Annotated in this window: 18 protein-coding genes and 5 tRNA genes; 13 read left to right on the top strand and 10 right to left on the bottom strand. The window is 70.1% G+C overall.

Annotated elements, in window-relative coordinates:
• Positions 1 to 47 precede the first annotated feature (47 nt).
• Together ACIBBH_RS14490 and ACIBBH_RS14485 are read left to right on the top strand one after the other, a co-directional pair.
• Complete coding sequence (locus ACIBBH_RS14490) at positions 48 to 1655, top strand: acyl-CoA carboxylase subunit beta (RefSeq protein WP_399404562.1); 1608 nt, start codon at positions 48 to 50, stop codon at positions 1653 to 1655.
• A gap of 57 nt (positions 1656 to 1712) precedes the next feature.
• Complete coding sequence (locus tag ACIBBH_RS14485; RefSeq protein ID WP_399404561.1) at positions 1713 to 1901, top strand: acyl-CoA carboxylase subunit epsilon; 189 nt, start codon at positions 1713 to 1715, stop codon at positions 1899 to 1901.
• A 251-nt stretch (positions 1902 to 2152) separates the two neighbouring features.
• Here the strand turns inward: ACIBBH_RS14485 and ACIBBH_RS14480 are convergent, their stop codons facing one another.
• The 8 genes from ACIBBH_RS14480 to ACIBBH_RS14445 all read right to left on the bottom strand — a co-directional run bounded on the left by ACIBBH_RS14480 (position 2153) and on the right by ACIBBH_RS14445 (position 12765).
• Positions 2153 to 2734, bottom strand: a complete 582-nt coding sequence (locus ACIBBH_RS14480; protein WP_029183992.1) for an ATP/GTP-binding protein — start codon at positions 2732 to 2734, stop codon at positions 2153 to 2155.
• Positions 2715 to 3284, bottom strand: a complete 570-nt coding sequence (locus ACIBBH_RS14475; RefSeq protein ID WP_399404560.1) for a DUF742 domain-containing protein — start codon at positions 3282 to 3284, stop codon at positions 2715 to 2717. Before ACIBBH_RS14475 ends, ACIBBH_RS14480 begins: the two co-directional genes overlap by 20 nt.
• Positions 3285 to 3378: 94 nt before the next feature.
• Complete coding sequence (locus ACIBBH_RS14470; RefSeq protein ID WP_004983065.1) at positions 3379 to 3792, bottom strand: roadblock/LC7 domain-containing protein; 414 nt, start codon at positions 3790 to 3792, stop codon at positions 3379 to 3381.
• 10 nt (positions 3793 to 3802) lie between these two features.
• The gene (locus tag ACIBBH_RS14465; protein ID WP_399404559.1) at positions 3803 to 7063 is read right to left on the bottom strand and encodes a nitrate- and nitrite sensing domain-containing protein; all 3261 of its coding nucleotides are present in this window, start codon (positions 7061 to 7063) and stop codon (positions 3803 to 3805) included.
• A 379-nt stretch (positions 7064 to 7442) separates the two neighbouring features.
• On the bottom strand, positions 7443 to 8018 hold the full coding sequence (locus tag ACIBBH_RS14460; protein ID WP_030793795.1) for an ATP/GTP-binding protein: 576 nt from the start codon (positions 8016 to 8018) through the stop codon (positions 7443 to 7445).
• Positions 7999 to 8397 carry a DUF742 domain-containing protein gene (locus tag ACIBBH_RS14455; RefSeq protein ID WP_019058642.1) on the bottom strand — a complete coding sequence of 133 codons (399 nt, stop codon included), beginning with the start codon at positions 8395 to 8397 and terminating at the stop codon, positions 7999 to 8001. The genes ACIBBH_RS14460 and ACIBBH_RS14455 overlap by 20 nt, the downstream gene beginning before the upstream one ends.
• Positions 8398 to 8508: 111 nt before the next feature.
• The gene (locus ACIBBH_RS14450; RefSeq protein ID WP_058928156.1) at positions 8509 to 8922 is read right to left on the bottom strand and encodes a roadblock/LC7 domain-containing protein; all 414 of its coding nucleotides are present in this window, start codon (positions 8920 to 8922) and stop codon (positions 8509 to 8511) included.
• A gap of 9 nt (positions 8923 to 8931) precedes the next feature.
• The gene (locus ACIBBH_RS14445) at positions 8932 to 12765 is read right to left on the bottom strand and encodes a nitrate- and nitrite sensing domain-containing protein (RefSeq protein WP_399404558.1); all 3834 of its coding nucleotides are present in this window, start codon (positions 12763 to 12765) and stop codon (positions 8932 to 8934) included.
• A gap of 563 nt (positions 12766 to 13328) precedes the next feature.
• Between ACIBBH_RS14445 and ACIBBH_RS14440 the strand changes: the two genes are divergently transcribed.
• From ACIBBH_RS14440 to ACIBBH_RS14400, 9 genes are all read left to right on the top strand, one after another.
• On the top strand, positions 13329 to 13517 hold the full coding sequence (locus ACIBBH_RS14440; RefSeq protein ID WP_399404557.1) for a hypothetical protein: 189 nt from the start codon (positions 13329 to 13331) through the stop codon (positions 13515 to 13517).
• A 166-nt stretch (positions 13518 to 13683) separates the two neighbouring features.
• Positions 13684 to 14469, top strand: coding sequence for a fumarylacetoacetate hydrolase family protein (locus tag ACIBBH_RS14435; protein ID WP_399404556.1), 786 nt, complete (start codon positions 13684 to 13686; stop codon positions 14467 to 14469).
• Complete coding sequence (gene gltX, locus ACIBBH_RS14430) at positions 14462 to 15985, top strand: glutamate--tRNA ligase (protein ID WP_399404555.1); 1524 nt, start codon at positions 14462 to 14464, stop codon at positions 15983 to 15985. The genes ACIBBH_RS14435 and gltX overlap by 8 nt, the downstream gene beginning before the upstream one ends.
• Before the next feature lie 102 nt (positions 15986 to 16087).
• The gene (locus tag ACIBBH_RS14425) at positions 16088 to 16822 is read left to right on the top strand and encodes an HAD family hydrolase (RefSeq protein ID WP_399404554.1); all 735 of its coding nucleotides are present in this window, start codon (positions 16088 to 16090) and stop codon (positions 16820 to 16822) included.
• 91 nt (positions 16823 to 16913) lie between these two features.
• Positions 16914 to 16985, top strand: a tRNA-Gln gene (locus ACIBBH_RS14420).
• Positions 16986 to 17006: 21 nt separating this feature from the next.
• A tRNA-Glu gene (locus tag ACIBBH_RS14415) sits at positions 17007 to 17079 on the top strand.
• A gap of 29 nt (positions 17080 to 17108) precedes the next feature.
• A tRNA-Glu gene (locus tag ACIBBH_RS14410) sits at positions 17109 to 17181 on the top strand.
• A gap of 20 nt (positions 17182 to 17201) precedes the next feature.
• Positions 17202 to 17273, top strand: a tRNA-Gln gene (locus tag ACIBBH_RS14405).
• Between the two features lie 28 nt (positions 17274 to 17301).
• A tRNA-Glu gene (locus ACIBBH_RS14400) sits at positions 17302 to 17374 on the top strand.
• Positions 17375 to 17417: 43 nt separating this feature from the next.
• Here ACIBBH_RS14400 and ACIBBH_RS14395 read toward each other — a convergent pair.
• Complete coding sequence (locus ACIBBH_RS14395; protein ID WP_399404553.1) at positions 17418 to 18062, bottom strand: MerR family transcriptional regulator; 645 nt, start codon at positions 18060 to 18062, stop codon at positions 17418 to 17420.
• Positions 18063 to 18146: 84 nt separating this feature from the next.
• Between ACIBBH_RS14395 and ACIBBH_RS14390 the strand changes: the two genes are divergently transcribed.
• On the top strand, positions 18147 to 18695 hold the full coding sequence (locus ACIBBH_RS14390) for a DUF4188 domain-containing protein (protein ID WP_399404552.1): 549 nt from the start codon (positions 18147 to 18149) through the stop codon (positions 18693 to 18695).
• 82 nt (positions 18696 to 18777) lie between these two features.
• Here ACIBBH_RS14390 and ndgR read toward each other — a convergent pair whose 3' ends face one another.
• Positions 18778 to 19494 carry an IclR family transcriptional regulator NdgR gene (gene ndgR / locus ACIBBH_RS14385; protein ID WP_399404551.1) on the bottom strand — a complete coding sequence of 239 codons (717 nt, stop codon included), beginning with the start codon at positions 19492 to 19494 and terminating at the stop codon, positions 18778 to 18780.
• A gap of 187 nt (positions 19495 to 19681) precedes the next feature.
• Between ndgR and leuC the strand changes: the two genes are divergently transcribed.
• A complete protein-coding gene (gene leuC, locus ACIBBH_RS14380; RefSeq protein ID WP_399404550.1) occupies positions 19682 to 21112 on the top strand; it encodes a 3-isopropylmalate dehydratase large subunit in 1431 nt (476 codons plus the stop codon).
• The last annotated feature ends 2 nt before the right edge of the window (positions 21113 to 21114 follow it).

Here is a 21114-nt window from a genome sequence, read left to right as displayed (position 1 = left end):
CGGAGTCGACGGCTCGCTTTCCTTGGTGTCCTTCGTAAGGTCACTACATGACCGTTTTGGAAGAGACGACGGGTGAGCCGACGGACGTGCCGAGCACCGAGCCGACGGACGCGCGCGGGCGGGTCGCCGAGCTGCACGAGATCCGTGCGCAGGCCGTGGCGGGCCCCAGCGAGAAGGCGACCGAGGCCCAGCACGCGAAGGGCAAGCTGACGGCCCGGGAGCGGATCGAGCTGCTTGTCGACCCGGGTTCCTTCCAGGAGGTCGAGCAGCTGCGCCGGCACCGGGCGACGGGGTTCGGGCTGGAGGCGAAGAAGCCGTACACCGACGGTGTCATCACCGGCTGGGGCACGGTCGAGGGCCGTACGGTCTTCGTCTACGCCCACGACTTCCGGATCTTCGGCGGTGCGCTGGGCGAGGCCCACGCCACGAAGATCCACAAGATCATGGACATGGCCATCGCGGCCGGCGCGCCGCTGGTGTCGCTCAACGACGGTGCGGGCGCCCGTATCCAGGAGGGCGTCTCGGCGCTCGCCGGGTACGGCGGCATCTTCCAGCGCAACACCAAGGCCTCCGGCGTCATCCCGCAGATCAGCGTCATGCTGGGCCCGTGTGCGGGGGGTGCGGCCTACTCGCCCGCCCTGACGGACTTCGTGTTCATGGTGCGGGACACCTCGCAGATGTTCATCACCGGCCCCGACGTGGTCAAGGCGGTGACGGGCGAGGAGATCACCCAGAACGGCCTGGGCGGCGCCGACGTCCACGCGGAGACCTCCGGCGTGTGCCACTTCGCATACGACGACGAGGAGACCTGCATCGCCGAGGTGCGCTATCTCCTCTCGCTGCTGCCCCAGAACAACCGCGAGAACCCGCCCCGGGCGGAGTCCACCGACCCGGTGGACCGCCGCTCGGACGTCCTGCTGGACCTGGTCCCGGCGGACGGCAACCGGCCGTACGACATGGTCAAGGTCATCGAGGAGATCGTCGACGACGGCGAGTACCTCGAGGTCCACGAGCGCTGGGCCCGCAACATCATCTGCGCGCTGGCCCGTCTGGACGGCCAGGTGGTCGGCATCATCGCCAACCAGCCGCAGGTGCTCGCGGGTGTCCTGGACATCGAGGCGAGTGAAAAAGCTGCGCGCTTTGTTCAGATGTGTGACGCTTTCAATGTCCCGATCGTCACCTTCCTGGACGTTCCGGGGTTCCTGCCCGGTGTCGACCAGGAGCACGGCGGGATCATCCGGCACGGCGCGAAGCTGCTGTACGCCTACTGCAACGCGACCGTGCCGAGGATCTCGCTGATCCTGCGCAAGGCGTACGGAGGTGCGTACATCGTCATGGACAGCCAGTCCATCGGTGCCGACCTGACGTTCGCCTGGCCGACGAACGAGATCGCCGTGATGGGTGCGGAAGGCGCGGCCAACGTGATCTTCCGACGGCAGATCGCGGACGCCGAGGACCCCGAGGCCATGCGGCAGAAGATGGTCAAGGAGTACAAGGCCGAGCTGATGCACCCGTACTACGCGGCCGAGCGCGGTCTGGTCGACGACGTCATCGACCCGGCCGAGACCCGCGAGGTGCTCATCAGGTCCCTGGCGATGCTGCACACCAAGCACGCCGACCTGCCGTCCCGCAAGCACGGCAACCCCCCGCAGTAACCCGGCGCAACCTCCGCGGTACCCCCGCGGAAACCTCTCTCACGGAGACTGACACCCATGGACAACGCTGAGATCCGCGTCGAGAAGGGCCACGCCGAGCCCGAGGAGGTCGCCGCCATCACGGCCGTCCTCCTGGCCCGTGCGGCGGCCGCCCCGTCGGACCCGACGCATCGCGCCCGCCCGAAGGCCGGCTGGCGCCGCCTGGAGCGCGAGCCCGGCTTCCGCGCCCCGCACAGCTGGCACTGAGCCCTTCAGCGTGGCCACGGCCCCGTCCTCCCTGCACGTGCACGGAGGGCGGGGCCGTGGTGTTGCGGTCCCGCAGCTGCAGGGGGATGTCCGGCGTCGCCACCCTGCCGGCCTGCCAGGACCTTCTCGCCCCGGCCGAGCTCCCCCACGACTCCTCGGCCCGCTCCGTATCTCTCCCGTACACGGCTTCGGCCCCTTTTCCTCTCACCAGGAGGAAAAGGGGCCGAAGCCGGTTGCCCGAAGCGGCGGCGCTACCGCAGGCGCGCCATCAGCGCGTGCTCCACGAGCGTGATGAGCGCCGACTTGGCGTCCGCCCGGTGGCGGGCGTCCGTCGTGATGATCGGGGTGTCCGGGCCGATCTGCAGGGCCTCGCGGACCTCGTCGGGGGAGTACGGCTGGTTGCCGTCGAAGCCGTTGAGGGCGATGACGAAGGGGAGACCCGAGTTCTCGAAGTAGTCGACCGCGGGGAAGCAGTCGGCGAGCCGGCGGGTGTCCACCAGGACGATCGCGCCGATGGCGCCGCGGACGAGGTCGTCCCACATGAACCAGAAGCGGTCCTGGCCCGGCGTACCGAAGAGGTACAGGATCAGGTCCTGGTCCAGGGTGATGCGGCCGAAGTCCATGGCGACCGTGGTGGTCGTCTTGTCTCCGGTGTGGGTGAGGTCGTCGATGCCTGCCGAAGCGGACGTCATGACGGCCTCTGTGCGCAGCGGGTTGATCTCCGAGACGGCGCCGACGAACGTGGTCTTGCCCACGCCGAAGCCGCCCGCCACCACGATCTTCGCGGAGGTGGTGGAGCGGGAAGGACCGCCGCTAGAGCTTGCGAAGTCCACTGAGCACCCTTTCGAGCAGTGTCACGTCTGGCTGGCCACCGGCGTTCTCGTCGCCGCCGGGCTGATGGATGGCGACCAGGCCCGCCTCCGCCAAGTCGGCGACGAGGATCCTGGCCACGCCGAGAGGGATTGTCAGGAGTGCCGAGATCTCGGCTACCGACTTGATCTCGCGGCAGAGGTTGCAGATCCGCTGATGCTCGGGCAGCTGGCCCTGCATCTGGTGCGGCTGCGCGGTGGTGTGCACCAGCGCCTCGATGGCGAGCTGGTACCGCGGGCGGGTCCGGCCGCCGGTCATGGCGTAGGGACGCACCAAGGGGTTGTTCGACGCCGTCGCGGGCGCCGGCTCGGGGCGGCGATGCGGCTGCACCGGCTGGATGCGCGGTGCCGGCGGCTGGTCGTACGGCGACGGGCCGGGGCCCTGCGGGGCGTACGGCTGCCGGTGGCTCGGGGCGGAGGGGAAGTTGTACCGGTTCGCCGAACCGTCGCCGTGCCCCTGATGGGGACCGTACGACCAGTTGCCCGAAGACGAACCGCCTGGGGGTGTTGCCACTTTCTCCTCCTCCGACTGCACCGGGCACCCATCCGTGTGGAGCCGCGTCCCGAAACCTTACGGCCCCGGGACGCGAAAACGCACCGTCTGACTATTAGTTGAGAAGGCTGCCCTGGAGTTCCGCACGCAGATCCGGGGTAAGGACCGTGCCCGCGCGGTCCACCAGGAGGGCCATCTCGTACCCAATGAGGCCGATGTCCGCCTCCGGGTGGGCCAGGACCGCGAGCGAGGAACCGTCGGAAATGGACATGATGAAGAGGAATCCCCGCTCCATCTCCACAACCGTCTGGTTCACACTGCCGCCCTCGAAGATACGGGAGGCGCCTGCCGTCAGAGACGTCAGACCGGAGGCGACGGCCGCGAGCTGGTCGGCGCGGTCGCGGGGGAAGCCTTCGGACATCGCCAGAAGGAGTCCGTCGGCGGAGACCACCACCGTGTGGGACACCCCCGGGGTGTTGTCCACGAAGTTGGTGATCAACCAGTTCAGGTTCTGTGCCGCCTGGCTCATCGGGCTCACACTAACGCTCCTGGTTGTAGGTGCTGTCAGGACCGAAGCCCTGGCCGTTCGTTTCACTGCCTGCGTTGCGTCCGCGCTGGACGCCTCGACGCAGGTTGCTCAACCTGCCCCGGACGTCCTCCGGAGCGCGGGAGACCTGTGGGCCTCCCTGAGGGGTGCTCTCGGCGGCGCCCTCGACCAGGTTGGCCTTGGGTACCCGCCGCGGCAGACCGGAGGAGGTGACCCCGCCTGCCTTGGGCTTCCGGAGCTGCGCGGCCTGCTGCCAGCGCTCGTCGTTCGCCGAACGCCAGTCACCGCTGCCGTTGCTCTCCGGTGCGGGAGCCGACGCTTCCCGGTTCACGTGCCGCGTACCGTTCGAGCCGTTCGAACCGCTCGCGGTGGATCCGCGGCGCGGCAGCCCGGCGTCGGTCAGTGCGTGGCCGGCGGTGGAGGTCGGTCCCGGACGGTCGAAGCCTACGCGGTCAGCCTCGGTCACGTCACCGGCCTGCGCGGATTCCGTTTCCGGAGCGTAATGGGACGGGTACCCGTTCTGGTAGCCGTCCTGCTGGGGCCAGTCGTCCTGGTAGGACGGCTCCTCGTAGGCCGGGTAGGAGTCGGACGCGGCGGTGTGCGCGGCCGGCTGCTCCTCCTGGACCGGCTCCGCATAGGTGGGCTCCGGGTAGCCGCCGCCCGACGAGAAGGCGTCGTTCTGCGGCAGGCCGCCGTTCGGCGCGTAGTACTGCTCCTCGTACGCGGGCTGCTGCTGCTCCTCGTACGCCGCCTGCGGCTGCTCCTGGTACGCCTGCGGCTGGTCGTAGGCCCCGGGCTGCTGCTGGTAGCCGGTACGGCCGCCGTCGTAGCCCTGGTTGTCGAACTCGTCGGCGTACGCGGGCCTCTCGGGAGCGTCCTGCCGGCCCTGGTTCTCCTGCGGGTCGTTGTTCTGGCCCTCCAGGGCCGCGCGGCGCTCCTCGCGCATCAGCGAGCGGCCGACCGGGTCCAGTTCCCGGATGTCGTCGGGGATGTCGGCGTAGCGGCTGTCGTCGAAGCCGAGTTCGGCCGCCGTGCGCATCGGCTGGAGCTGCGGCTGGTTGAAGCTCTCGCCCGGGAACTGCTGCTCCGGGATGATCTGGGAGACCGTGAACTCGTCGCGGTCCAGCGCCTGTTCGCCGCCCCCGCCGTGGGTGATCGCGTCCGGCAGCATGACCAGCGAGGTCGTTCCGGCCTGCTCGCCGGAGGGGCGCAGCTGGACGCGGATGCCGTGCCGGTCGGACAGCCGGCCGACCACGAACAGGCCCATGCGCTGGGAGATCGCGACGTCCACGGTCGGCGGGTTGGCCAGCTTGTGGTTGATGTCCGCGAAGTCCTCGGCGGTCAGGCCGATGCCCTTGTCGTGGATCTCGATCATGATGCGGCCGTCGGGGAGACGGGTCGCGGTGACGCGGACCTTGGTCTGCGGGGAGGAGAACGTGGTGGCGTTCTCCAGCAGCTCGGCGAGCAGGTGCACGAGGTCGGTGACCGCGCGGCCGTGGATCTCGGCCTCCGGGACGCCGGACAGCTCGATGCGCTCGTACTGCTCCACCTCGGAGGAGGCGGCGCGCAGCACGTCCACCAGGGGGACCGGCTGGTCCCAGCGGCGGCCGGGCTCCTCGCCCGCGAGGACCAGGAGGTTCTCGCCGTTGCGGCGCATTCGGGTGGCCAGGTGGTCCAGCTTGAAGAGGTTCTCCAGCTGGTCGGGGTCGGCCTCGTTGTTCTCCAGGTCGGTGATCAGGGTCAGCTGGCCCTCGATCAGCGACTGGTTGCGGCGCGAGAGGTTGGTGAAGATCGCGTTGATGTTGCCCCGCAGCAGGGCCTGCTCGGCGGCGAGCCGGACGGCCTCGCGGTGGACCTGGTCGAAGGCGCGGGCGACCTCGCCGATCTCGTCCGTGGAGTTGATCGGGATGGGCGCCACGCGGGTGTCGACGCGGCCGGGGTCGGTGCGGGAGAGCTGGTCGACCAGCATGGGCAGGCGCTGCTCGGCGATGCCGAAGGCGGCGTTGCGCAGCTGGCGCATCGCGCGGCTCATCTGGCGGGCCACCATGCCGGCCAGGATGAACGCGGCGAGCAGGGCGACCACGACCGCGGCACCGGTGGTGAACGCGGAAGTTTTGGCGTCGTCGGCGATGCCCGAGGCCTCGCTCACCGCCTTGTCGGCCAGGTCCGACTCGATCTGGCGGTAGGCGTCGAACTTGAGTGTGTTGACCGCCCACCAGTTCTTCGCGGTGATGCCCTTGGTCGCGAGCAGGTTGCGCTCGGCGGGGTCGGTGGACTTCAGCGTGGCGAGCGCGGAGATCATCTGGGTCGGGTTGGACGGCGGGGCCACGTACTGCGGGTCCTCGGCCTTCTGCTGCGCGACCAGCTTGGCGCCGTCGGTCTTGATCTGCTTCTCGGCGTCGGTCAGCTTCTGCGCGTCGGCCTCGGTGCCACCGCCGACGTACTCCTCGACGGCGATGCGCTCCAGGTAGGCGTACGAGGAGAGCGAGACGCGCTGGGTGGCCAGGTTGGGGTCGTCCGGGCCCGGCTTGATCAGCAGGTGCATGCCGATGGAGCGCTCGAGCGACAGCGCCGCCTTGGTCAGCGAGATGGCGTAGACGGTACGGCCGTAGGAGGTGATGTTGCCGGTGCCCAGGCCGAGCTCGTTGGCGAACTCCATCAGCGGGTGGGCGATCTTGACGTAACCCTCTTCGGTGTCCACGCCGGTCAGCTTGGCGGTGAACGCGTTCGTCCGCAGCGACTCGAGCTTGGGCTCGTCCGCGCGGAAGAGCTTCAGCCGGCGCTCCAGGCCGGCCTTGCCCGGCATGTTCTGCGCCGCCTGGTCGAAGGCGTCGGCGGCCTTGTCGGTCGCCGTGCGGGCCGCGGTGACGGTCGCCTTGTCCTTGGCGGTCTGGCCCTTGCCCTTCAGCAGGGGGGCGGCGGTGATGTCGCGCTCGTTGTAGAGGGCGTCGGCGTAGGTGAGGGCGGCGCGGACCAGGCGCGCGGTGTTCTCCGCGTCGCGGGCCTCCTGCCAGGTGTCGATCGAGCTCTTGACCTGGAAGCCGCCCATGATGAGGCCGACGACCACGGGTATGAGCAGGATCGCGTTCAGCCTGGTCGGCACCCGCCAGTTGCGCGGGGAGAGACGGCCGCCGCTCTTGGCGGGGGCGGCCGCCGGTTCCGTACCGGGCACAGGGGTGGGCGCCGCAGCGCGCGGCGGCGGGGTGAAGTTGCCCCGCGCCGACGGCTCGGGACCGTTCTTGCTTCGCCTCACTCGACCAACAACCTCTCGGCGGCGGGCACCTACGTCGTGCCGCAGTCTCTCAGAGCCCGGTGCGTCATCGACCACTGGTGAGTACGTCTTTGACTATTGGGCAGTTCAGGCATTCCAGCACGTGGGCCTGCGCACTTCCAAACAGCGGAAACCCCCGGTGACGCTCTTGTAAGCCCCAGATAAAACGGTCATAAAGAGCGAGCCCCGCCAAAAGGCGGGGCGTTTGTGAGCGCAGCGGCACCGATCGACCGCGACGCGTGGCGATACCACCGTATTCCTCTGCCGAAACGTTATGAACACCGGAGCCGACCGTGTCAAAGGCCACAGCCGGCTCCGATCTGTTCACGGCAACTGCCGTATTGCACTCCCGACTTGGGTGCTACCTCAGCCGTGCCATCAGGGCGTGCTCCACCAGCGTGATCAGCGCACTCTTGGCATCGGAGCGGTGCCGGGCGTCCGTCGTGATGATCGGGGTGTCCGGCCCGATCTGCAGCGCCTCTCGTACTTCCTCGGGCTGGTACGGCTGCTGACCGTCGAAGCCGTTCAGCGCGACGACGAAGGGGAGACCCGAGTTCTCGAAGTAGTCCACGGCCGGGAAGCAGTCGGCGAGCCGGCGGGTGTCCACCAGGACGACGGCACCGATGGCGCCGCGGACGAGGTCGTCCCACATGAACCAGAAGCGGTCCTGGCCCGGCGTACCGAAGAGGTACAGGATCAGGTCCTGGTCCAGGGTGATGCGGCCGAAGTCCATGGCGACCGTGGTGGTCGTCTTGTCCCCGGTGTGAGTGAGGTCGTCGATGCCTGCCGAAGCGGACGTCATGACGGCCTCTGTGCGCAGCGGGTTGATCTCCGAGACGGCGCCCACGAACGTGGTCTTGCCCACGCCGAAGCCACCCGCCACCACGATCTTCGCGGAGGTGGTCGCCCGGCCCCCGTCAGAGCTTGCGAAGTCCACTGAGCACCCTTTCGAGCAGCGTCACATCCGGTGCGCCGCCGTTGTTCTCGTCGCCGCCCGGCTGGTGGATGGCCACCAGACCGGCCTCGGCGAGGTCCGCGACGAGGATCCGGGCCACCCCCAGCGGCATGGCAAGGAGCGCCGACACCTCGGCGACCGACTTCACCTCGCGGCACAGGTGGCAGATCCGCTGGTGCTCCGGGAGCAGTCCCATGAGCGCTGCCGGGTCGGCCGTGGTGCTGATCAGTGCCTCGATGGCGAGCTGGTAGCGCGGCCGGGTCCGGCCACCGGTCATCGCGTACGGACGTACCAGCGGCTGGTCGCCCTCGTCCCCGTACGGCTCGGCGTACGGATCATGAGAGGCGGTGGGCGGGGTCATGAATCCTCCGGGCGGGACAGCAAGTCGGTCAGTCAAGCCGTCTGACGGGGCCGGTGGGGGGATTATGGCGGCCGGACGGTGATTTGGTGAGGTGGGTGGTACCGGAGCCGATCAGTGAAGCAAACTGCCCTGTAGTTCGGCGCGCAGGTCGGGCGTGAGCACCGCGCCCGCGCGATCGACGAGCAGCGCCATCTCGTAGCCGACGAGGCCGATGTCGCACTCGGGGTGGGCGAGGACCGCCAGGGACGAGCCGTCCGAGACGGACATCAGGAACAGGAACCCGCGCTCCATCTCCACGACCGTCTGCGCCACGGCGCCACCCTCGAAGATCCGGGAGGCCCCGGCCGTCAGAGAGGTGAGCCCGGACGCGACGGCCGCCAGCTGGTCGGCGCGGTCACGCGGAAATCCTTCGGACATCGCCAGAAGGAGACCGTCGGCGGACACGACGACGGTGTGGGACACCCCGGGGGTGTTGTCCACGAAGTTGGTGATCAACCAGTTTAGGTTCTGTGCCGCCTGGCTCATCGGGCTCAACTAACGCTCCTGCTGGTGAGTGGGGCTCGGGAAACTGCCGGTCTGGCCGTTGCCGGCCTGTCGACCCTGCGCGATGCCCCGACGGAGATTGGTCAGCCGGCCGCGTACGTCGTCAGGCGCACGCGAGACCTGCGGACCGGTTTGGTGCTGTTGCTGCTGAGCCGTGCCCGGGACGAGGTTCGCCCGGGGCACCCGGCGCGGCAGGCCGGATGTGGTGACGCCGCCCGCAGCCGGCTGCCGGACGCGTTCTGCCTGCCGGACGAGTTCGTCGTTCGGCGAGCTGCGCCAGGAGCTGGTGACGGGACGCTGTGGAGCCGCCGAGGCGGCGGGAGGGGAAGCCTGCGGCTGCTGGGGGGCGGGAGCCGGAGCGGAGCCGCTGCCCTGCTGCGGTTCCCGCTGGCCGCCCTGACCGCCCTGGCCGTGGAACCAGTTGGTCTCCAGGGTGTCGTACAGCGGTGTACGACCGTCCCCGGGGCCGCTGGCCGGTGGCAGGGCCTCGGGCTCCTGGCGGACCGGACGCTGCTGCCGCGGGCCCGGCGGACGCGGGGCGCCGAAGTCGGCGCCGTGGCCACCCGCCTGCGGCCGCTCGAACTGGCCGGTGTGGGAGCCGTTCTGGTGGTTGGGCAGGGAGTGCTGCCCGGTGGAGCCACCGTCGTGGTTCGGGGTGGGGAACTGGCCGGTGGAGTTGCCGTCGTAGCCCGGCGTGGTGAACTGACCGGTGGAACCGGCGTCGTACGCCTGCGGGGCGGCGAACTGACCCGTGCCGGAGCCGTCCTGCTGCCCGGCCGGGGTGCCGAAGACGTCGGGGCGGACGAACGGGCCCGTGCCCTGGCCGCCGCCCGCGCCGGGGCGGGAGTACTGGCCGGTGCTCTGCGGGTCGTCGCCGCCCGGCCGGGTGAACTGGCCCGTGGTCTGGGAGCCGTTCACACTGTTCAGGTCCGGGCGGGGGAACCCGCCCGTGACGGCCGGACCCTGCCGGTCGTCGAACTGCCCGATCGCCGGTATCTCCGCGGTCGCGCCGGGACCCTGCCGGTCGTCGACGCGCGGCATGCGCGCGGTCTGCGCCGGGTCCCGCTCGTCGTGGCCGCGCGGGGCGTCCAGCGAGGCGCGCGGCAGCGGCGGCTGGCCGGTGTCGTCGCTCCAACTGGGCGTGCGCTGCTGCGGGTTGCCGCCGGGCAGCTCGGCCCGCGGTCCGCCGCGCGGCGGCAGCTGGGGCTGGCGGCCCTGGTCGGAGGCGTTGTTGCCGCGCTGGGGCGGTACGGGGCCGCGGTTGCCGAAGGGGTCCTGCTGCTGTCCGCCCTGGCCGGCGGACTGCAGGCCTTGCGGGGCACCCGGGGCCTGACCGCCGAAGCCGCCCGCGCCGGTCGGCGCCGGCCGGCCCTGCTGCGGTCCGCGTGCTCCGCCGGGCGCACCGGGACGGCCGCCCTGGCCCGCGCCGGGCAGCGCCGCCCGCGGACCCTGACCGGCACCGACCTGGCTGCGTGAGCCGGGACCCGCGCCCGGGCGTCCGCCACCCGAAGGCGCACCGCCGCCGAAGGAACCGCTGCCGAGGGCGCCACCGGGTGCGCCGGCGCCGAGGGAACCGCCGTTGCCCCGCCGGGCCGCGGCCGCACCGGCGGCGGCCTGCGCGGCGGCCGGACCGCCCGCGGAGGGCGCACCGGGCTTGCCGGGAGCGGGCTTCTTGCCGCCCTGGGCGACGTCGACGGGGAGCATGACCAGTGCGGTCGTACCACCGGAGTCGGACGGGCGCAGCTGGATGCGGATGCCGTGCCGCTGGGACAGCCGGCCGACCACGAACAGACCCATGCGGCGGGAGACGGAGACGTCCACGGTGGGCGGCGAGGCCAGCCGCTCGTTGATCGCGGCGAGGTCCTCGGGGGAGAGGCCGATGCCGGTGTCGTGGATCTCGATCAGGACGCGGCCGTCGGGCAGCGCGTGACCGGTGACCTTGACCTTGGTCTGCGGCGAGGAGAACGAGGTCGCGTTCTCCAGCAGCTCGGCGAGCAGGTGCACGAGGTCGTTGACCACGCGGCCGGCCACTTCGGTGGTCGGCACGGAGGACAGCTCGATGCGCTCGTACTGTTCCACCTCGGACGCGGCGGCGCGCAGCACGTCGACCAGCGGGACCGGACGGGTCCAGCGGCGGCCGGGCTCCTCACCGGCGAGGACGAGGAGGTTCTCACCGTTACGGCGCATACGGGTCGCGAGGTGGTCCAGCTTGAACAGCGAGGACAGCTGGTCCGGGTCGGCCTCGCGGGACTCCAGTTCGGAGATCAGCGACAGCTGACGCTGGATGAGGCCCTGGGAGCGGCGCGAGAGGTTGGTGAACATCGCGTTGACGTTGCCCCGCAGCAGGGCCTGCTCGGCGGCGAGGCGGACCGCCTCGCGGTGCACGTCGTCGAAGGCCGCGGCCACCTGGCCGATCTCGTCCTTGGAGTGCACACCGACCGACTCCACGGACGTGTCGACGTCCTGCGGGTCGGACTCCGACAGCTGCTTGACCAGCTCGGGCAGGCGGTCCTGGGCGACCTTGGTGGCGGTCTCCTGCAGGCGGCGCAGGGAGCGGATCATGGAGCGGGCCACGACGAAGGCGCCGACCAGGGAGACGCCGAGCACCAGCAGGATCAGCGCACCGGAGATGATCGCCTCGCGCTCGGAGGCGGAGCGCAGCTCGCGCGCCTTCTGCTCCATGTCCTCGAGCAGCGTGTGCTCGATCTTCTTCATCTGCTCGATCTTGGTCGAGCTGTCGTCCACCCAGTCCCGGTAGGACCGCTTCTGCAGCTCGGCGAGTCCTTCGGTGCTGCTGAGGGCGCGGTTGGCGTAGGTGTCCGCCGACTCGATGGTCGGGTTGCCCTCGTCGATGGGCTTGAGGAGCTCCTCCGGGTTCCCGCCGGCGTAGATCTTCCGGAAGATGGAGAGCTCGGAGGTCTCGCTGTCCAGGGCGGACTGCGCGTACAGCCGGTCGTTCTCGGAGAGGCGACCGGTCGTCGCGTTGTTGTCGGGCAGGGCCGCGGCGATGACCGCACGCTGTACGGACGCGTACTCCTTGGCGGAGGAGAAGGCCGCCAGGGCGCGGGTGCGCGTGATCATCTCCGGGTTGCTGGACGCCTCCGCCATGTCCTGCGAGAGGCCGATCAGCTGCGTGATCAGGCGGTGGTAGGACTCGACGGTCTGCGTCGAGTTGTTCTTGGACTGGTAGGCGGCCTTGCGGATCTTCGCCAACTGGTCCAGCTGGCCGGCCAGGCCGACGAGGCTGTCGCGGACGCCCTGGAGCTGGCCCTTCTTGCTGGCCTCGTCGATTTCTTCGGAGGCGGTGTCGAAGTTCTCGACCGCGTGGTCGGTCTTGTCCCAGTAGCCCTTGACCGTGTAGTCGGACGACTTCAGGCCGTGCGCCAGCGGACCGGCGGACTGGTCGCGCTCCTCCTGGAGCGCGGCGGCCAGTTCGGTGGCCTGCTTGGTCATGTCCGTCAGCAGCTTCATGTTGTCGAGCTGCTGGATGTCGTCCATGGAGTCGCTGATGCGCAGCGCGCCCAGTGAGGTGGCCGCGACCACGGGCAGCGCGAGCAGCGACACCAGGCGCGTGGAGATGCGCCAGTTGCGCAGGGCCAGGCGCGAGCCGGGGCCGGACGGGCCCTTGGGGGGCTTGACCGCGGGAGCGGGGCTCGCGGGCCCCGAAGGTGGCGACGCGCCGGGGCGCCCGGGGCGCTCACCGCCGTCGCCGGACGGGGCCGGGCCCGGGTTCTGGGCGTGCTGGGGCGAGGAACCGCGGTCGGTCCCGCCGTGCGGCTCCGGCTCCGCCGAAGCACTGCCATCCCTCTTGAAACGTCCCTGCACTAGCGTCGCAACCTCTGGACCAGGCGCCCCTCCGCGCGAACGGAAGGACACGGTGTCGGCGTTGTGGGGAGCGCCCTGAAATACGCCCCCCTGGGTGGTCGTGAGTGACCGTCGCTGGCTCCCCCTGTCTCGCCGCCACTCGGCGCTGCGTCGCGCCCCTTGTGCGCCGGCTCGATCCTGCGGCGGTCCGTGGAATTCCAGCACAGTGCCGGATCTCCAACAAGGGCCGGAGCCGAGCTGTGACCTCCGTGACGGCACGTGAGTGCCGCATTACGAAGCGTGGACACGGTTCTTGGGTATAACGGACTTATCCCAGCGATTCGCCGAGATGCGGCCGGTGTCCCAGTCGCCATGATCAGGAGCGGAATGATGGCTTCAGGGAGGCAATGTCCGTTTCGCTGAGGTGGGTTGCGGGTCGGAATTGACCGGTTTGCCTTCGCGCTCGTGAGCAAACTCACACGGTGATCATGAGTACTTCACGACTTCGCCGGGGAATCGCGTGTTTAGCCTGGCGCTTTACAAATACGGCAACCGCGACAACACGAACAGGGCGTAGGACAACAGTGAAGACGACGATGATGTTCCGAAAGATAGCCAACCCGCGGCGCACGACTCTGGCGCACCTCGAGGACGCCGACGAACTGCAGACCCCGGAGCAGCCGGAGCACCCCGTCGACCTGCCGGCCCAGACCGCCAACCCCAGGCGCACCATCCTCACCGAGGTCCCGGTCGGGGCCTCCGTCGCGGAGTAGTACGCACACCGGCCGCCGGATGCTCACGGCGGCCGTACGAAGACCGGGCGCCCCTTCACCAGGGGCGCCCTTCGTCATACGCGAGGCCCCGAGCCTCTTCCGCGTTAGCCTGGAGCGTCAGACTCCAGCCGGCTCGGTCACTGAAGTTAAGGGGCTCAAGGATCCCGTGCGCATCGCCAGATTCTCCATCGACGGGAACGTCGCCTTCGGCGCGGTCGAGGGCGACAAGCAGGACGAACTCGTCCTGGACATCATCAAGGGCATCCCGTTCGCGGACTACGAGCTCTCCGGTACGAAGGTGCCGGTCGGGAAGGTCCGGCTGCTGCCGCCGGTGCTCCCCAACAAGGTCGTGGCCTTCGGCCGCAACTACGGCGAGCACGCCCGCGAACTCGGCAACGAGGTGCCCGACGCGCCGTTCGCCTTCTTCAAGCCCTCCACCTCGGTGATCGGCCCCGGCGACGAGATCCAGTACCCGCCCTTCTCCCAGGAGCTGCACCACGAGGCCGAGCTGGCCGTGGTGATCGGCCGCATGTGCCGCGAGGTGCCGCGCGAGCGCGTCCAGGACGTGATCTTCGGCTACACCTGCGCCAACGACGTCACCGCCCGCGACGTCCAGAAGCGGGAGAAGCAGTGGGCCCGGGCCAAGGGCTTCGACACCTCCTGCCCGCTCGGCCCCTGGGTGGAGACGGACCTGGACCTCGCCACCGCCTCCGACCTGACCGTCCAGCTCACGGTCAACGGCGAACAGCGCCAGCTCGGCAGGACGAGCGAGATGATCCACTCCATCGAGGATCTGATCGTCAACATCTCCGAGGCCATGACGCTGCTCCCGGGCGACGTGATCCTCACCGGAACCCCGGCGGGGGTCGGCCCCCTGAACGTCGGCGACGAGGTCGCCGTCACCATCGAAGGCATCGGCACTCTCACCAACAAGGTTGTCAAGCGTGGCTAGCGCACCCTCCCCCCAGCTCTCGGCTTCGCTCGAGCAGGGGGTACCCCCATCCCCCGTACGCGTCCGTTTCTGCCCCTCGCCCACCGGTAACCCCCATGTGGGCCTGGTCCGCACCGCTCTGTTCAACTGGGCGTTCGCCCGGCACCACCAGGGCACACTGGTCTTCCGCATCGAGGACACCGACGCCGCCCGCGACTCCGAGGAGTCCTACAACCAGCTGCTCGACTCGATGCGCTGGCTGGGCTTCGACTGGGACGAGGGCCCCGAGGTCGGCGGCCCGCACGCGCCGTACCGGCAGTCGCAGCGCATGGACGTGTACAAGGACGTCGCCCGGAGGCTGCTCGACGCCGGCCACGCCTACCACTGCTACTGCTCCCAGGAGGAACTGGACAGCCGCCGCGAGGCCGCCCGCGCGGCGGGGAAGCCGTCCGGTTACGACGGCCACTGCCGCGACCTGACCGCCGGGCAGGTCGAGGAGTACAAGGCCCAGGGCCGCACCCCGATCGTCCGCTTCCGCATGCCCGACGAGACGATCACCTTCACGGACCTGGTCCGCGGCGAGCTGACCTTCACCCCGGAGAACGTGCCGGACTACGGCATCGTCCGCGCGAACGGCGCCCCGCTGTACACGCTGGTCAACCCGGTCGACGACGCCCTGATGGAGATCACCCACGTGCTGCGCGGCGAGGACCTGCTGTCCTCCACCCCGCGCCAGATCGCCCTGTACAAGGCGCTGATCGAGCTGGGCATCGCCAAGGGCATCCCGGAGTTCGGTCATCTGCCGTACGTGATGGGCGAGGGCAACAAGAAGCTCTCCAAGCGCGACCCCCAGTCGTCCCTCAACCTCTACCGGGAGCGCGGCTTCCTCCCCGAGGGCCTGCTCAACTACCTCTCGCTGCTCGGCTGGTCGCTCTCGGCCGACCAGGACATCTTCACGACCGACGAGATGGTCGCGGCCTTCGACATCAAGGACGTGAACCCCAACCCGGCCCGCTTCGACCTGAAGAAGTGCGAGGCGATCAACGCCGACCACATCCGCCTGCTGGATGTGAAGGACTTCACGGAGCGCTGCCGCCCGTGGCTCCAGCCGCCGTTCGCCCCCTGGGCGCCGGAGGACTTCGACGAGGTGAAGTGGCAGGCGATCGCCCCGCACGCCCAGACCCGCCTCAAGGTCCTGTCGGAGATCACCGACAACGTCGACTTCCTCTTCCTGCCCGAGCCGGTCTTCGACGAGGCCAGCTGGACGAAGGCGATGAAGGAGGGCAGCGACGCCCTGCTCCGCACGGCCCGCGAGAAGCTTCAGGCGGCCGACTGGACCTCCGCCGAGGCCCTGAAGGAGGCGGTCCTGGCCGCCGGCGAGGCCCACGGCCTCAAGCTCGGCAAGGCCCAGGCCCCCGTCCGCGTGGCCGTCACCGGCCGCACGGTCGGCCTGCCGCTCTTCGAGTCCCTGGAGATCCTGGGCAAGGAGAAGACGCTGGGCCGCATCGACGCGGCGCTGGCGAAGCTGGCGGCGTAACGCACGCGCGCGTGAGGGGGCGGCAACCGGATCTCCGGTTGCCGCCCCCTCGTCCTGCCCATCTCCCGGACACGGCGGCCACCTGCGCGTTACCGTCGGCTCATGAGCATCCGCGCCGTGGTCTGGGACGTAGACGACACCCTCTTCGACTACACGACCGCGGACCGCGAGGGCATGCGCGCCCATCTGGCGGTGGAGGGACTGCTCGCCGGGTACGGAAGCCCGGAGGAGGCCCTCGTGCGGTGGCGGGAGGTCACCGATCAGCAGTGGGCGCGCTTCTCGGCGGGGGAGATCAGCTTCGAGGGCCAGCGCAGGGACCGCGTACGGGTCTTCCTGGGCCGGGAGCTGACCGACGCCGAGGCCGACGCCTGGTTCCAGCGATACGTCGCTCACTACGAGGCCGCCTGGGCGCTCTTCCCGGACGTGCTGCCCGCCCTGGACGCCCTGGCCGCCAGCCACCGGCACGCGGTGCTGTCCAACTCCAGCCTCACCGTCCAGGAGCGCAAGCTGCGCACCCTGGGCGTGTGGGACCGCTTCGAGGCCGTCCTGTGCGCCGCCGAGCTCGGTGTCTCCAAACCGGAGGCCCGGGCGTTCCTGGCGGCCTGCGAGGCGCTGGACCTGCCGCCGCACGAGGTGGCGTACGTCGGCGACCACCCCGAGATCGACGGGCGCGGTGCCGTGGAGGCGGGGTTGCTGTCCGTGTGGATCGACCGTGGCGGGGTGTACGTGGCGGCGGGGGAAGCGGGCGTCCCGCCCCACCGGATCGCCTCCCTCGCCGAACTCCCGGCGATCGTCCGTGTCGATACTCGTTTTGGAGCCCCGTCCACCTTCGGGTAATGTTCTTCCTGCGCCGAGGGAAGCGGGCCGGAAGGCCGGAAGCCCTCAGCGCAGTACTAGAACAAGATCCCCTCCGGGGCTTGCGTTCCAGTGGCCTATGGTGTAATTGGCAGCACGACTGATTCTGGTTCAGTTAGTCTTGGTTCGAGTCCAGGTAGGCCAGCTCGCAGAGCTCATCTGCAAAGCCCCCGTTGTGTAGCGGCCTAGCACGCTGCCCTCTCAAGGCAGTAGCGCCGGTTCGAATCCGGTCGGGGGTACGGATCCTGATCCTGTCGGGATCGCTAGAGCCCCCGTTGTGTAGCGGCCTAGCACGCCGCCCTCTCAAGGCGGTAGCGCCGGTTCGAATCCGGTCGGGGGTACAAACTGGTCTAAACCACATTGGTCTATGGTGTAATTGGCAGCACGACTGATTCTGGTTCAGTTAGTCTTGGTTCGAGTCCAGGTAGACCAGCTCGGATCTGCGGAAACGCAAGATCCTCGCCCCCGTTGTGTAGCGGCCTAGCACGCCGCCCTCTCAAGGCGGTAGCGCCGGTTCGAATCCGGTCGGGGGTACGCAGTTCGAAGGCCCTCCACTTCGGTGGAGGGCCTTCGCTGTTCACTCGAAGCCGTACCGTCGTGCCGACTCCTCCTCCTGCGCCAGCCGGTGCAGCGCCTGGAGCATCGGCTCGACGAGGATCGCGCCCAGCACCGCCGTCTCGACCTTCTCCGCCTCCGACGGGTGCGTCTCCACGAAATCCAGGTCCAGGACCGCCGCCTGGTGCATCAACCTGGCGTACGAGACGAGCAGTTCGGGGCTCCAGTCGTAGCCGAGCCGCCGGAACGTGGACACCGCCACCACCAGGGAGCGGTACGCGGGGGAGATGGTCACCAGCGCCTCGGCGTTCGACCAGCCCAGCGTCCGCAGCAGCTCGCCCACCGCGCGGTGCGCGGCCTGGACGTACTCGTCCTCCTCGTCCGGCTCCGGCGCCTGCGGCAGCGCCCACAGCGCCGCACCCAGGCGGATGGTCCGGCCCAGCGAGTCGTCGTCGATGTGGCCCAGCACCTCCCGGACCGTCGCCACCGGGACGCGACCCACCTGGATCATCGCGCGCACCAGGCGCAGCCGGCGCAGATGCTCCTCGTCGTACTCCGCGGTCGTCGCGTTGACCTGGCGGCCCGGGGCCAACAGTCCTTCGCGGAGGTAGTACTTGATCGTCGCGGTGGACACACCGCTGCGTCTGCTCAACTCGGCGAGCCGCATGTCTTGCGCCCCTTCTTGGATAACGGCACTATCCAAACACGGGCACTCGGATAGTGCCGCTCACCGATGAGGGGGAGGGACGTCATGCTCGGAAACCGGGTCAGCCCCGGTCGTACCACCGCGGCGGCCGAGGGCGACGTGGTGGTCCTGCTGATCGGCATGCGGGTCAACCGCTTCTGGGCGGTGCACCAGTGGCTGCCGGTGATGGCGGCGATGTTCCGCATGCTGCGCGAACTGGAGAAGGCTCCCGAGCGCGGTCTGCTCGGCCGCGTCCTGCTGACGGCGTCGCCACGGACGTACTACGTCGTCCAGTACTGGGAGTCCAAGGAGAAGCTCTACGCGTACGCGAGCGCGCCCGACGCCTTCCACCACCAGGTCTGGGCGCGGATCAACCGCATGGAGCGGGACGGGAAGGTGCGCGGGCACGTGGGGATCTGGCACGAGGCGTACGTCGTACCGGAGGGCTCGTACGAGGCCGTCTACGGCGACATGCCGGCGTTCGGGCTCGCGGCGGCGCACGGTCAGGTGCCGCTGGAGCGGCGGGGGCGGTACGCGAAGGACCGGTTTGCCCACCGGTCGGCCGGGGCCGCCGGGAAGCCCGAGGCGGCGGAGGTGCCGGAGAAGACCGCCTGACCGGGGGGATCGGGGGACCGGGGTGGGCCTGCCGCGGCGTTGAGGCGGGCCCGCCCCGGTGACGTACCGATCGTCCCGGGGTTCAGCCGGAGCGGCGCAGGGCCTCGGAGAGGCGCGCGGCGGCGTCGATGACCGCCTGGGCGTGCATGCGGCCGGGGTGACGGGTGAGGCGCTCGATGGGGCCGGAGACCGACACCGCGGCCACCACGCGGTTGGAGGGGCCGCGTACGGGCGCGGAGACGGACGCCACGCCCGGCTCGCGCTCGCCGATGGACTGGGCCCAGCCGCGCCGCCGTACACCCGACAGGGCCGTCGCCGTGAAGCGGGCGCCCTGCAGGCCGCGGTGCAGGCGCTCGGGCTCCTCCCAGGCCATCAGGATCTGCGCCGAGGAGCCGGCCTTCATGGTCAGCGTGGAGCCGACCGGGACGGTGTCCCGGAGCCCGGACAGGCGTTCCGCCGCCGCCACGCAGATGCGCATGTCACCCTGGCGCCGGTAGAGCTGCGCGCTCTCCCCGGTGACGTCCCTGAGGTGGGTGAGCACCGGGCCCGCCGTGGCCAGCAGACGGTCCTCGCCCGCCGCCGCGGCCAGCTCGGCCAGGCGCGGGCCGAGAATGAAACGGCCCTGCATGTCGCGCGCCACCAGGCGGTGGTGTTCCAGAGCCACGGCGAGCCGGTGGGCCGTGGGTCGTGCCAGTCCGGTGGCTCCGACCAGACCCGCGAGGGTGGCCGGACCGGACTCCAGAGCGCTCAGGACAAGGGCTGCCTTGTCCAGAACGCCGACGCCGCTACTGTTGTCCATGCAACGATACTCGCGTCTCACTCTGTGAAACGCAAGTTCAATTTTCCGTGGAACACGCCACCCTTGAACACACAACGGCCCGCAGACCACCGGGCCCGGCGGCGGACGCCCGTATCTGGGGCGCGGGCGCTGCATCCTCAAGATCTCTAGTTGGGTCGGCGCACCTTTGCCGGCCGGAGGGAAAGCGATGGGTAGGACACTCGCGGAGAAGGTCTGGGACGACCACGTCGTCCGGCGCGCCGAGGGCGAGCCCGACCTCCTCTACATCGATCTGCACCTGCTGCACGAGGTGACCAGCCCGCAGGCCTTCGACGGGCTGCGGCAGAACGGCCGCCGGGTGCGCCGCCTCGACCTCACCATCGCGACCGAGGACCACAACACCCCGACCCTCGACATCGACAAGCCCATCGCGGACCCGGTCTCCCGCGCCCAGCTGGAGACGCTGCGCAAGAACTGCGCCGACTTCGGGGTGCGCCTGCACCCGCTCGGCGACGTCGAGCAGGGCGTCGTCCACGTCGTGGGTCCGCAGCTGGGTCTGACCCAGCCGGGCACGACCGTCGTCTGCGGTGACTCGCACACCTCCACGCACGGCGCCTTCGGCGCGCTGGCGTTCGGCATCGGCACCTCCCAGGTGGAGCACGTGCTGGCCACCCAGACGCTGCCGCTGGCCCGCCCCAAGACCATGGCCATCACCGTCGAGGGCGAGCTGCCCGAGGGTGTCACCGCCAAGGACCTGATCCTGGCGATCATCGCGAAGATCGGTACGGGCGGCGGCCAGGGCTACATCCTGGAGTACCGCGGCTCCGCCATCGAGAAGCTCTCGATGGAGGCGCGGATGACCATCTGCAACATGTCGATCGAGGCCGGCGCCCGCGCGGGCATGATCGCCCCCGACGAGACCACCTTCGCGTACCTCAAGGGCCGCCCGCACGCCCCCGAGGGCGCCGACTGGGACGCGGCCGTCGAGTACTGGAAGACGCTGCGCACCGACGACGACGCGGTCTTCGACGCCGAGGTCGTCATCAACGCCGACGAGCTGTCCCCGTTCGTCACCTGGGGCACCAACCCCGGCCAGGGCGCGCCGCTTTCGGCGTCCGTCCCCGACCCGGCTTCGTACGAAGACGCTTCGGAGCGCCTGGCCGCCGAAAAGGCCCTGGAATACATGGGGTTGGCGGCTGGACAGCCGCTGCGCTCCATCAAGGTGGACACCGTCTTCGTAGGCTCCTGCACCAACGGCCGCATCGAGGACCTGCGCGCCGCCGCCGAGATCCTGAAGGACCGCAAAGTCGCCGACGGTGTACGGATGCTGGTCGTCCCGGGCTCCGCGCGCGTGGGTCTGCAGGCCGTCTCCGAGGGCCTGGACGTGGTCTTCAAGGAGGCCGGCGCCGAGTGGCGGCACGCGGGCTGCTCGATGTGTCTGGGCATGAACCCGGACCAGCTGGCCCCGGGTGAGCGCTCCGCGTCCACCTCCAACCGCAACTTCGAGGGCAGGCAGGGCAAGGGCGGCCGTACGCACCTGGTGTCGCCGCAGGTCGCGGCCGCCACGGCCGTCCTGGGCCACCTGGCCTCGCCGGCCGACCTGTCCGACGCCGACGTTCGTACGCCCGCTGGAGTCTGATC

Source organism: Streptomyces sp. NPDC051636 (assembly GCF_044453765.1).
Lineage (GTDB): Bacteria > Actinomycetota > Actinomycetes > Streptomycetales > Streptomycetaceae > Streptomyces.
The sequence above is the reverse complement of the archived record's forward strand: the minus strand, read 5'-3'. Positions and strand labels throughout refer to the sequence as shown.